The following is a 12975-nucleotide window of genomic DNA, read 5'->3' on the forward strand; positions in this document are numbered from 1 at the left end:
GGTAAAACGGCCCTATCAAAGCCGGCGCGCCGCAAACGGCCGTCTCGAATCACCTGATCCCAGATAACGGGATGACATTTAATGCCTGATTAACCACGATTGCCGGCGCCGGACGACAGAGTTCATATGTCACCAAATGTCCGGCCATGGTTGTGCGATCTGCCCTTGACCCAGTTCACCGCTATTCAAGTCGAACGGTGATTCCCACAATTTTAGTTCTCGTCAAGCTTTTCCAGCAAAAAAGCGCGAGAAAACTTGGAAAAGGCCTTATCCACAGGCCACAAGCCGCCGAAGCGGTTGCCAAGCATAGATAGGATGTCACCACGGGAAGACAAGAGCGTGCCGCATTCTTCTGAAACGACCAGTTGTCGCACACATCACCCACACCTCCCCGCCGCGACCTGCGGTCACCCCGAGGCTCCAGCCAACCGACAGACTAATGCGACTTGCCGTCCCATGGCTGAATCTCGATCGTCGCGAGATCGACGGCGGGCACGCAGCGCAGATTGATGCAGGCCATCTCGGTGCCGTCAGGCATCTTGCCCTCGCTGAACGGGCCGACGCCGCAATTGCTGCAGAAGTGATGCTGGATCACACGGGTGTTGAACGTATAGGTCGATAGTGCTTCGCGCGGCGTCTTCAGGCTGAACTTGTCGCGCGGCACGAAAGCGAGCAACCCGCCGCGGCGTCGGCAGAGCGAACAGTTGCAATCGATCGCCGATGTAAAATCGCCCTCGACATCGAAAGCGATCTGGCCGCAGTGGCAGCTTCCTTCATAGTTCATGTCATTCTCCTCCCATTACCAGTCCATCACCACCTTGCCTGAGTTGCCCGACCGCATCGCCTCGAAGCCCTCGCGGAAATCGTCGATGCCGATGCGGTGGGTAATCACAGGCGCAAGGTCGAGCCCGCCCTGCACGAAGGCGATCATCTTGTACCAGGTCTCGAACATCTCGCGGCCGTAGATGCCCTTGAGATTGAGCATCTTGAAGATCACCTTGTTCCAGTCGATCTCGAAACCGGCGGGCGCGATGCCGAGAATGGCGATCTTGCCGCCATTGTTCATCTTGTCGATCATGTCGCGAAAGGCAGGTGCGGCCCCCGACATCTCCAGCCCGACATCGAAGCCCTCGGTCATCCCGATCGAGGTCATCACGTCGGAGAGGTTCTCTTTCGACGCATCGACGACATGATCGATGCCGAGCTTGCGGGCGAGATCGAGCCGGTGCGGATTGATATCGGTGATCACGACCTTGCGCGCCCCCGACCGTTTGGCGACCAGCGCCCCCATGATGCCGATCGGACCCGCGCCGGTGACCAGCACGTCCTCGCCGACGAGATCGAAAGAGAGTGCCGTATGCACCGCATTGCCGAACGGATCGAAGATCGCCGCGATCTCATCGGGAATATCATCGGGGATCGGCACGACATTGGCTTCGGGAATGCAAACGAATTCACCGAACGAACCCGGCCGATTGACGCCGACGCCCAGTGTATTGCGGCAGAGATGCCCGCGCCCGGCGCGACAGTTGCGGCACTTGCCGCAGACGATATGCCCCTCGCCCGAGACCCGATCGCCGACATGATACTTGGTGACGGCGGAGCCCACCTCGGCGATCACGCCGCAGAACTCGTGCCCCACCACCATCGGCACAGGAATGGTCTTCTGCGCCCACTGGTCCCAGTTCCAGATATGCACGTCGGTGCCGCAGATCGCCGACTTCTTAACCTTGATCAGCACATCGTTCGGCCCGACCTCGGGCACCGGCACCTGCTCCATCCACAGCCCGACCTCGGCCTTCGACTTCACCAGCGCCTTCATCATGTTCGACATTCAATTCCTCCCAATTGCCGCGTTCCCCCTTCTCCCCGCGGGGAGAAGATGCCCGTCAGGGCGGATGAGGGGGCCACACGGCACGCCCTAAACCAGACCAACTGCTCTTCGCTTTCGCTCAGAGCCTCGCTCCGCTCGCCCCCTCATCTGTCCTGCGGACATCTTCTCCCCGCCGGGGAGAAGAGGGGTGCTCGCGGGCTAAATCACACCCAACTCCCGCCCAGCCTCGGCAAACGCCTCGATCGCCCGCTCGACATCCTCGACCGAATGCGCCGCCGACATCTGCGTGCGGATGCGCGCCTGCCCCTTGGGAACCACAGGGAAGGAGAAGCCGATCACGTAGACGCCCTTCTTCAGCATCAGCGCCGCCATGTCCTGCGCCAGCTTCGCGTCACCCAGCATGACGGGAATGATCGGATGCCCCTCGCCCGCAAGCGTGAAGCCGAGCTTCGTCATCTCCGAGCGAAACAGATCCGCATTGGCGGACAACCGCGCCCGCAGTGCGTCACCATGATCGATCAGGTCAAAGACCTTCAGTGATGCCGCCGCGATGACAGGCGCCAGCGTATTGGAAAACAGATAGGGCCGAGACCGCTGCCGCAGCCACTCCACCACCTCGGCCTTCGCCGACGTATAGCCGCCCGAAGCGCCACCCAGCGCCTTGCCGAGCGTACCGGTGATGATATCGACTCTGCCCTCGACACCGCAATGCTCCGCCGAGCCGCGCCCATGCTTGCCGACAAAACCGACCGCATGGCTGTCGTCCACCATGACCATCGCGCCGTATTTCTCGGCGAGATCGCAGACGCCCTGGAGATTGGCGATGATCCCGTCCATCGAAAACACGCCATCGGTGGCGATCAGCTTGAACCGGCTGCCCTCGGCCTTCTTCAACTCCTCCTCGAGCGCCGCCATGTCGTTGTTGGCGTAGCGGAAACGCTTGGCCTTGGAGAGCCGCACGCCGTCAATGATCGAGGCATGGTTCAGCGCATCCGAAATGATCGCATCCTCCTCGCCAAGCAGCGTCTCGAACAAGCCGCCATTGGCATCGAAGCAGGAGGAATAAAGGATCGTGTCTTCCATCCCGAGAAACGACGAAATCCTTGCTTCAAGCTGCTTGTGCTCCTCCTGCGTACCGCAGATGAAACGCACGGAGGCCATCCCATAGCCATAGCGATCAAGCGCCTTCTTGCCGGCTTCCGCCAGCTCCGCGTTGTCGGCAAGGCCGAGATAATTATTAGCGCAGAAATTCAGCACCCGCTCGCCGGAAGCAATCGCGATCTCACCCGCCTGTTTCGAGGTGATGACGCGCTCCGCCTTATAAAGCCCGGCCTCCTTCAGGCCGGCAAGCTCTGTACGCAAATGGGAGAGGAACTGCGAGGTCATTGGTGGCCCTTCTCGTATTCATCCGGGTAAACGAAGCAACTGCTTTGTAAGCCATCATGAAGATAGCGCCAACCGTCGAATAGATGGTACACGACAGAGCTCGGACCAGTACCAACATCATTCGAACGCCGAAGGGTGTGTCGAAAAGTTCATTTGCTATTATAAAGCGAAATCCCTATTATCAGGGTCGTGGGCAAGCGTCGGAAAATCCCCAAGTTGCCGAAAGGTGGCAGCACTCTTCGCAGTGTGGGACAGGGGACCGGGGGCCCACATCTTATCTTCGCCCGACAATCAATGCCTTGCTCGATCGATGAGCCAATCGACGAAACTCCGCTGTTCGAGGTTCAACGGACATTTCGAGTATGGCGGGATGAGTGTGAAGCCGTAGTTCAGCGCGTTTCCGTCCGATTTAATAAGCCGGGAGGCAATCTCGCGAGCGTAGCGATCCTCGCAGCGCCCGTAACCATTCGGTTCAAGGGCTTTCCAGACCGCGCTGGTAAAGAGGTCCGCCACCTGCAAGCCGGCCCTCACCTTATGGTTCTCCACGGCTATATCTTCTGGATCCAATACAGACCAATCGATTGATCGAACAGGCTGCAGCTTCTCGCGGCCGTCGCGAAGAAACCTCAGGTAATCTCGCATCTGCTCGTAATCGGTGCCCTTGCGTCGCGAAAACACCACGCGCAAATGAGCCTGTTCGCCGATGGCGGCGGCGCGCTTGCTGCAGGCGTCAGTAATTCTCTCAAGCAGGAGCCGCGTCAGATAGTTGTAGAGATGCTGCTTCGTTTTGAAGACGTCGCGCTCACCTGCTTCCAGCAAGGTCTTCTTTGCGGATGAGACGATGCAGGCGCCGATGGGTTTCTTTGCGATTGTAGCGCAGGCATGGACGCGCTGGTCATGCTTCAAATCGCGGAAATGCAAATCTCTGTTGTTCTTGTTCTTGAAGGCGCTCATGATTTCATCGCGCCAACCGACGATCAGCCGATCATTGTCCTCGCTCACAATGCAGGCGCCGATCGAAAACCACTGCGATTGAGCAGTCGGCTCATCGCTTCCCAATTTTCCGAAGCCTTCATCGCCGGCCTCGTCAACATAAGCAATAAATCGCTTCAAATCAGCCACCGCCTCGGCGCCGTGCAATCACCAAAAACAATATCTGAAGTTGTACAGATATCTATATTCGGCAGCAACGTTCAAAGCGATGCGATAGACCTCACCCGTCAAACCCCAAAATCACCTCCAGAAATGCATCCCCATACCGCTCGAGCTTCGACTGCCCGACGCCGGAAATGCCGAGCAGTTCCTTGTGCGTGCGCGGCCGCTCGGTGGCGAATGCGATGAGCGTCGTGTCGGGGAAGACGACGTAGGGTGGGACGCTGAGTGAGCGGGCGATCGCGGTGCGCTCGGCGCGCAGCGCCTCGAACAGCGCGTCGTCGGAGCCTGACAAGACCGAGCGTCGCTCGGCCTGCGCTGCCCTCTTCGGCCGCCGTTCGGAGGCCGGGCGGTCCTTGCGGAAGAACACCTCGCGTTCGCGCTTGAACACGGCGCGCGCGCCCTCCTCCAGCTTCAGCGCGCCGAAAGCTCCATGGTCGACGCGCACGAGTCCCATCGCGAGAAGTTGCCGGAACACGGATTGCCAGGTGCGCGCAGCGATATCCTTGCCGGCGCCGAAAACCGGCATTTCGGTGTGGCCGAAGCGCTCAGTCTTTTCGTTGACATTGCCGATCAGGACATCGACCACATGACCCGTGCCGAAACGTTCGCCCGTGCGATAGATCGCCGCCAGCGCCTTGATCGCCGCATCCGTCCCATCCCAGGTCTCGACCGGCTTCAGGCAGGTGTCGCATCCGCCGCAATTGCCGGCGTGGCTTTCGCCGAAATGCGATAGGATCGCCTGCCGCCGGCACGATGCCGTCTCGCAGATGGCCAGCAACGCGTTGAGCTTGGAACGTTCCACGCGCTTGATCTCGTCGGCGGCACCGCCTTCGTCGATCATCCGCCCGCGCTGGATGACGTCAGCCATGCCGTAGGCCATCCAAACCTCGGATGGCAGACCGTCGCGCCCTGCGCGGCCGGTTTCCTGATAATAGGCTTCGACGGAACCCGGCAGGTCAAGATGCGCGACATAGCGCACGTTCGGCTTGTCGATCCCCATGCCGAAGGCGACGGTGGCGACAAGGCAGAGATCCTCTTCCTTGAGGAAGGCATCCTGGTTGGCGTCTCGCACCGCGCGATCCATGCCGGCATGATAGGCGAGCGCCCGGATACCCTGACCGTTCAGCCACTCGGCCGTATCCTCGACCTTGGCGCGCGACAGGCAATAGACGATGCCGCTATTGCCCTTATGGCCGGCGAGAAACCGCAGGAGCTGCTGGCGCGGCTGGTCGCGCTCGACGATTTCGTAGCTGATATTCGGCCGGTCGAAGCTGGTGGTGAAGATCTTCGCGCCGTTCAGCCCCAGGCGTGCGGCGATATCGTCGCGCGTATGCGGATCGGCGGTCGCCGTCAGCGCGATACGGGGAACGCCCGGATAAAGCTCGCCGAGCTTGCCGAGTTCGCGATATTCAGGCCGGAAGTCATGGCCCCATTGGGAGACGCAGTGGGCTTCATCGATGGCGAAGAGCGCGATCCTGGCATTGCCGATGATATCGCGGAACCCCTCCATCAGGATGCGTTCCGGCGTCACGTAGAGCATGTCGAGATTTCCCGACGAGATCGCCCGGCGAACCTCGACATACTCCTCGCGCGTTAGCGACGAGTTGAGCGCGGCCGCGCGAATGCCGAGCTGCTTCATCGCCTCCACCTGATCGCGCATCAGCGCGATCAGCGGCGAAACGACGATGCCGACGCCATCGCGGCAGAGTGCGGGGATCTGGAAGCAGAGCGATTTGCCGGCGCCCGTCGGAAACAACACCAGCGCATCGCCGCCATCGACCACATGCTCTACGACCGCCTGCTGCTTGCCGCGAAAGGCCGGATAGCCATAGACGTGGTTGAGAATGCCGAGCGGCGTGCGCTCGGCGCCAAACAGCGCATCACCCGCTGAAAACCGTGTATCCGCCGCGTCCATCAATGGCTCGCAGCCCCTTTGACGCGGCCCGAGAGCACGCCGAAGCCATCGATGATCGCTTCCTGGTTCTCAAGCCGCAGTCCCTCGAAATGAACCTCCTGCAGCGCCCGCATCAGCTGGTCGATCACCTCTTCGTTGCCGCTTTCGGTGGCCTCGGCGATCTCTTTTTCCAGCTCGATCTTCTGCCAGCGCAGCGCCTTGGACCGCTTGTGGAAGGCAAGCGCCTGACGATAGCCTTCGCGCGCATCCTCCATCGCCGCCTGCTCGGTGGCGATCCAGAGCCGCGCATTGCGGATCTGCTGCTCCAGCGCCTGGATCAGCCCGCCAAAACCCTGCTCTTCCAGGCGCTCGATCAGATAATCGCGCGTCAGGTGCGGACCGGCGACAGCCGCCGCAGCGCCGAGCATGCCCGACCAGAGCCGCTGCAGCTCGCGGCTGTCGTAATCGATCGAGGCAATCTCGTCATATTCGTCCTGCATCAGCGCCGGGTGGTTGACGACGGTCAGCGCCAATACGCTCTCGCGCAGCGCCGGCGTCTCCTGGTGGCCGCGCACCAGCCCGGAGCGAGCCAGCCGATCCGAAATACCACCGCCGGAAACACGCGCACCGCGCGGGCCGTCGTTGCCGCGTCCGCGCCCCTGGCCACCGCCACGCTCGAAACCGCCGCGATCAAAATTGCGCCGCTCGCCGCCGTCGCGGTTCTGGAACTGCGGCCGGAAAAAGCCGTTCAGCCGGTCGCGCATGTCCTGCTGGTAGTGCCGGCGCACATCCTCGTCGGCGATGACGGCGACCAGCTGCCTCAGCCGCGCCTCGAGCTCGGCCTTCGCCTCCGGCGTCTCGAACGAGCCGGTCTTCAATTCGCGGCCCCAGATCATCTCGGCCAGCGGCTTGGCCTGGCTCATCACTTTGTCGAACGGCGCCCGCCCCTCGTTGCGCACGAGATCGTCGGGGTCCTTGCCGTCAGGCAGCAGCGCGAAACGCACGGTCCGGCCGGGCTTGATATGCGGCAGCGCAAGATCTGCCGCGCGGTTGGCGGCGCGGATACCGGCGCCGTCGCCGTCGAAGCAGAGCACCGGCTGCGGCGTCATCTTCCAGAGGAGCTCCAACTGGTTTTCGGTGAGCGCCGTGCCGAGCGGAGCGACAGCGTTCTCGACGCCCGCCTGATAGAGCGCGATCACGTCCATGTAGCCTTCGACGGCAATGATCGTGCCTTCGCCATTGGCGCCCTGTGTCGAGCGTCGCGCGCGGGCGAAATTGTAGAGCACGTTGCCCTTGTGGAAGAGCTCCGTCTCGTTGGAATTGAGATACTTGGCCGGCGCGTCCGGCGACATGGCGCGGCCGCCAAAGGCGATCACCTTCTCGCGCGACGACAGGATCGGGAACATGATGCGGTCGCGGAAGCGATCGTAGGAAACCGGGATCTCCGGCCCGTGCACGACCAGCCCGCAGGCCTCGATCTGCTCCTTTGACGCCCCCTTGCCCGCCAGATGCTCCTTCAGCGCATTGCGGCTATCCGGCGCGAAGCCGAGACGGAAGGTTTCGATCGTCCGGCCGGTCAGCCCGCGGTCGCGCAGATAGGCGCGTGCCCGCGCGCCATTCGCCGTCTGCAGCTGGTCCTGGAAGAACTGTGTCGCCATCTCCATCACGTCGAGAAGCGTCGTCCGCTCCTTCTCGCGCTTCTCCATGGCGGGATCGGCGACGGGCATCGCCACACCGGCCATATCGGCGATCGTCTGCACCGCCTCGGGAAAGCTCAAGCCCTCGAGTTCGGTCAGGAAGCGGAAATGGTCACCCGTCACGCCGCAGCCGAAACAATGGTAGCGGCCCTTGCGGTCCTCGCAGTGGAAGCTCGGCGACTTCTCGCCATGGAACGGGCAGCATGCCCAGTAATCGGCGCGCGAGACGTTGGTCTTGCGCTTGTCCCAGCTCACACGGCGGCCGATCACGTCCGAAATCAGGACGCGGTCGCGTATCTCGTCGAGAAAGGAGTTTGAAAAGCGCATTTCTACCTCTTGGCTATCCTCCATATAAGCAAGTTCCCGGACGCATGCCACGAACTTTGGCCGATAGCCACGCTATACACAGGTTGCTTCGATGACCGATGCCCGACAACGCGGCCACCTGAAACTTTCAACAAAGCGTGACTGTCGAAGGCATTCACCACGCGCCAAGAGCTGGCTTAACAGGACGAACGAGACCAGCCGCGATGCAGCAACCTCTCCCCCTATAAGTAAAACAATACCTTACGGCCGAGACTCGAATCCGATTGCGAGCCGGACACCGTAACTGGTGTTCGCTTTAAGGCGACGATTCCCGCCAATTATTATTTTTTTGTAATTTGAATCTCATGCCGCATCGCAATAACGTCAGTCTCAACAAAGCGATCCCCTCGCAAGGCACCATCCCTACCCCCGGCGCCGCCTTGCAAGGGTGCCTTTGCAAATACCCGCTGATGAGGACCCAGGTCCTGCGTCGTCAGCCGGAGCAAAGAGCAAGAAGGCAGGAACGCCCCCAGTTCCTGCCTTCTTTAATTTCTACCTGACGTTTTATATTTTGCATCTAGACTGCCAATCACAGGCAGATTCCACCAGCAATTGATTGACAGTCGTTGGTCGCAAGTCCAATGAAGGCGGCAACTTCGGATGGTTGCCAGGCATGCCACATAAGGTTGAAGAATTTTTAGAGAGTGACGCATTTTTCGCGTTGGTTCTGGAATTCGCGCGCGAAATGCTCGCGATCTACCGCGAAAGCCCACGCATCGCGTCGATATTCGCCGCCCAGCAGCGCTGGTTGATGGCGCAACTCGGATTCGCGCTCTATTTCGGCTATCCTGATGATCCCAAGGGTGGCCTCTACTCCGGCCGCTTCATTGCATTCGCCATCGAAAAGAAGATCGCCAGCCGCAACACCGCCGCCGCCTTCATGCAGGAAATGCTCGCCTATCGTTTCCTGCGTCCCGTCGAAAGCCCATCCGACAAGCGCACGCGCCTGCTGGAGCCGACCGAAACGGCGCTCGAGCATTTCCACAAATGGCTCGCCGCCCACCTGATGATCCTCGACAACCTCGATGGCGGCCATCGTCTCGAGGCGGCGATGAAGGATCCGATGGTTTTTGCCCGCATGCAGCCACTGATCGCCAAGGGCATCATCGACAGCGACGCGGTGCGCGATCCCGGCGCCACCTACAATCTCTTCAACTGGGCGAACTCCGGCGGCCTCGTCATGGACTTGCTGATGACGCGCATAACCTCGTTCGACCAGTCGATGGAGCGCGTCGCGATCGGAAGGCTCTCGCTGAAGGAAATCCGCGACCAGTTCATGATCTCCAACACGCATCTGAAGCGACTGCTGTCGCAGGCAGCCGAGATGGGCAGCATCGGCTGGTCGGAGGCCTCGTTCAAGGGCGAGACCTGGATGTCGAAGAAGTTCGTGCGGGAATATTGGGGCTACCAGGCCGCGAAATTCGCCGTCATCGACGCGGCCGCGGCAAGCGTGCTCGGGCCCGCGGTCCCAAGGACCGCGCGCCTGGCTTGATCGATCAGTTCAGGAGTTCCTTGACGGCGCCCGAGGCCTTGGAGAAATCCATCTGGCCGGCATAGCGCTCTTTCAGCACCGCCATCACCTTGCCCATATCCTTCGGACCCGCGGCGCCCGTTTCGGCGATGATCGCCGCGATGTTGGCGCGCACATCCGAATCGGAGAGCTGCTTCGGCATGAAGTCCTGCACCACCTTGATTTCGGCGCGCTCCTTGGCCGCGAGTTCCGGACGATTGTTCTCGTCGTAGATCTTCGCCGATTCGTCGCGCTGCTTCACCATCTTTGCCAGGATCTGCAGGATTTCGTCGTCGCTGGCCTCTTCCTTGCCGGCGCCGCGATTGGCGATATCGCGGTCCTTGATCGCGGCCTGGATCAGGCGAACGGTCGAAAGACGCTCGGCATTCTTGGATTTCATCGCATCCTTGAGGGCGGCGGCGAGTTGATCGCGCAACATCATAAACACTCCTGTTTGAATGCCGCTTCATAAACCAGACGAATGCGTGGGATCAAATAAATTGCGAAACGCGCGACATAAAGCGGCAGAAAACCCTTAGAATCTGCGGTACAAAGATTGACCTCAGGAAATAGCGTGGCTATTTACCGCCACCTGCACCAAAATTCGTGATCAGGCCTGAGAGCGCGCGCCTTGCAGCGCGTACACGCTTGCGAACCAAAATGGCCGGCCAACGTTGCCCAAGGACGTCTGGCGGCCGGAAACGGGATGAAGATGACCGCGACAGCACCCTGGACAACCGAAAAGCCGACCGCCCTGCTCGTTCTGGCGGATGGCACAGTGATCGAAGGCAAGGGCATCGGCGCGACCGGCAAGGTCCAGGCCGAAGTGGTCTTCAACACCGCGCTGACCGGCTACGAAGAGATCATGACCGATCCCTCCTACCTCGGCCAGATCGTCACATTCACCTTCCCCCATATCGGCAACATCGGCACGAACGAAGAAGACATCGAAGACCTGACGCCGGCAGCACGCCACGGCGCAGTCGGCGTCATCTTCAAGGCCGACATAACCGACTCGTCCAACTACCGCGCCGCCAAGCATCTCGACGCCTGGCTGAAGGCCCGCGGCGTCATCGGTCTTTGCGGCATCGATACCCGCGCGCTGACTGCCTGGATCCGCGAGAACGGCGCCCCGAACGCCGTCATCGCCCACGACCCGAACGGCGTTTTCGACGTCGACACGCTGAAGGCCGAAGCCAAGGCCTGGAGCGGCCTCGAAGGCCTCGACCTCGCCAAGATCGCCTCCTCCGGCCAGTCCTCGCAGTGGTCGCAGACCCCGTGGGTCTGGAACGAAGGCTACGGCGAACTGAAAGCCGAGGATGCCAAGTACCACGTCGTCTGCCTCGACTACGGCGTCAAGCGCAACATCCTGCGCCTGTTTGCCGGCCTCGACTGCAAGGTCACCGTGATGCCGGCAACGACGAGCGCCGAGGAAGTGCTCGCCATGCAGCCAGACGGCATCTTCCTGTCGAACGGCCCGGGCGACCCGGCAGCAACAGGCGAATACGCCGTTCCGGTCATCCAGTCGCTGATCAAGACGGATATCCCGCTCTTCGGCATCTGCCTAGGACACCAGATGCTGGGCCTGGCACTCGGCGCCAAGACCGAGAAGATGCACCAGGGCCACCACGGCGCCAACCATCCGGTCAAGGACCACACGACGGGCAAGGTCGAGATCGTCTCGATGAACCACGGCTTCGCGGTCGACACGAAGTCGCTGCCGGAAGGTGTTGAGGAGACTCACGTTTCGCTCTTCGACGGCACGAACTGCGGCCTGCGCGTTTCCGGCAAGCAGATCTTCTCCGTCCAGCACCACCCGGAAGCCTCCCCCGGCCCGCAGGACAGCCACTACCTCTTCCGCCGCTTCATCAACATGGTGCGCGAGAAGAAGGGCGAAGCGGCACTGGCCGAACGCTGAGCGGATAGACAGAGATCAATTAAAGAGAGCGGCGCCGAAGACCACGGCGCCGCTCTCTTCATATCAGGCCTTGGGCCTGGTCTTGCCGTCATTTGTTAACAGCAATTTAAGGCCGGCATTTCATGATCCGCACCCAGGCGCGTGCAGCGCCGGCCGAAGGTGCCATCGATGCAGGAAAAGAAGCACATAGCCAGTCTCGACGGCTTGCGCGGCATGGCCGCCGCGGCAGTGGTCTTCTCGCACCTCGATCTGATCTTCCCCTCGCTTGCGCCCTACATGATAACAGGCGTCGGCGGCCGGGCCGTGGCGATCTTCTTCGCCCTCAGCGGCTTCCTGATGGCCTATCTCTACGGTGACCGGCCAATCAGCCGCAAGGCAGTGGCCGACTTCCTGGTCAGCCGCTTCTCTCGCATCTATCCGGTCTACCTGGTGGCGGTTCTTGTGGTCGCGGTTCTATCGAGCATTCCTGGCTTCGACTTCATCAACCCGATCCACGGCGGCAAGGAAATCCTGCGCCATGTCCTGCTCTTAGGGTCCACCGGCGTGCTGTGGTCCGTCCCGCCGGAGATCCAGTTCTATCTGCTCTTTCCGGTGATCTGGCTCTTCTTCAGCGACATGAGGCGATACCAGGCAATCGGCGTGGTGCTTGCAGGCCTTTTGGCGCTCGACGCGCTAGACGGCTTCCCGGGTCCCGGCATCCTGCTGGTCTCGAAGCTCGCTTTCTTCCTTCTCGGCGCCACCGTCGGCCGGCTCCAACCGCTACTGAACAACCGGTTGGATGGCATCACCACGGGCATCTTGGCGCTGACGCTGCCCTTCTTCATCCTGATATCGAACCACCTGTTTCCCAATGCCGACAACGCCTGGGGATTGGCGCCCGCCTTCGCCGGCGCGCTCGCCGTTCTATTGGTGGCGCAGGAGCATCGGATTTCAGCAGCGGTCTTCGCCGCCGCCCCGATGCGCTTTCTCGGCAAGATCAGCTTCTCGCTCTATCTCTTCCACGTGCCGGTGATGTTCCTGATGGGCAACGCCCTGTCATCAACGCTGCCGCTTTACATCGTCGTCCTAGTGGCACTCGCCGCCGCCCTGCTGATCGCCTGGATCAGCTACGAGTGCATCGAGACCCCGGCCCGCCGGGCGCTGGTATCGCTCTGGCATCAACGCGGGTCGAAGATCCTCGCCAATCCGCAGCCGAATACCCGCAGCTGAGCGACG

10 protein-coding genes are annotated in these 12975 nt (G+C 61.2%); 3 read left to right on the top strand and 7 right to left on the bottom strand.

The genetic code is table 11. The features are described from left to right. Window positions 1-436: 436 nt before the first annotated feature. The 6 genes from ACODTZ_RS15575 to dnaG form a co-directional block, all read right to left on the bottom strand. Entirely contained in the window at window positions 437-784 is a 348-nt protein-coding gene (locus ACODTZ_RS15575) for a GFA family protein (RefSeq protein ID WP_489026704.1), read from the bottom strand. Between the two features lie 15 nt (window positions 785-799). Continuing rightward, window positions 800-1834, bottom strand: coding sequence for an L-threonine 3-dehydrogenase (tdh, locus tag ACODTZ_RS15580; protein WP_489026705.1), 1035 nt, complete (start codon window positions 1832-1834; stop codon window positions 800-802). 198 nt (window positions 1835-2032) lie between these two features. Further along, entirely contained in the window at window positions 2033-3220 is a 1188-nt protein-coding gene (locus ACODTZ_RS15585; protein WP_113236392.1) for a glycine C-acetyltransferase, read from the bottom strand. Between the two features lie 291 nt (window positions 3221-3511). Further along, a complete protein-coding gene (locus ACODTZ_RS15590; protein WP_489026706.1) occupies window positions 3512-4342 on the bottom strand; it encodes a DUF3800 domain-containing protein in 831 nt (276 codons plus the stop codon). Between the two features lie 91 nt (window positions 4343-4433). Beyond that, on the bottom strand, window positions 4434-6290 hold the full coding sequence (gene recQ, locus ACODTZ_RS15595) for a DNA helicase RecQ (protein ID WP_489026707.1): 1857 nt from the start codon (window positions 6288-6290) through the stop codon (window positions 4434-4436). After that, on the bottom strand, window positions 6290-8293 hold the full coding sequence (gene dnaG / locus ACODTZ_RS15600; RefSeq protein WP_489026708.1) for a DNA primase: 2004 nt from the start codon (window positions 8291-8293) through the stop codon (window positions 6290-6292). The genes recQ and dnaG overlap by 1 nt, the downstream gene beginning before the upstream one ends. Window positions 8294-8945: 652 nt before the next feature. On the opposite strand from dnaG, the gene ACODTZ_RS15605 reads away from it, so the two are divergent. Continuing rightward, the gene (locus tag ACODTZ_RS15605; RefSeq protein ID WP_489026709.1) at window positions 8946-9824 is read left to right on the top strand and encodes a hypothetical protein; all 879 of its coding nucleotides are present in this window, start codon (window positions 8946-8948) and stop codon (window positions 9822-9824) included. Window positions 9825-9828: 4 nt separating this feature from the next. Here ACODTZ_RS15605 and ACODTZ_RS15610 read toward each other — a convergent pair whose 3' ends face one another. Beyond that, entirely contained in the window at window positions 9829-10281 is a 453-nt protein-coding gene (locus ACODTZ_RS15610; protein ID WP_209191143.1) for a GatB/YqeY domain-containing protein, read from the bottom strand. Window positions 10282-10554: 273 nt separating this feature from the next. Between ACODTZ_RS15610 and carA the strand changes: the two genes are divergently transcribed. Next, on the top strand, window positions 10555-11760 hold the full coding sequence (gene carA / locus ACODTZ_RS15615) for a glutamine-hydrolyzing carbamoyl-phosphate synthase small subunit (protein WP_489026710.1): 1206 nt from the start codon (window positions 10555-10557) through the stop codon (window positions 11758-11760). Between the two features lie 168 nt (window positions 11761-11928). Further along, window positions 11929-12969 (top strand): acyltransferase family protein, encoded by a 1041-nt coding sequence (locus tag ACODTZ_RS15620; RefSeq protein ID WP_489026711.1) that lies wholly within the window; start codon window positions 11929-11931, stop codon window positions 12967-12969. Window positions 12970-12975: the final 6 nt, after the last annotated feature.

The sequence above is a fragment of the Rhizobium sp. FG113 genome (assembly GCF_057809895.1).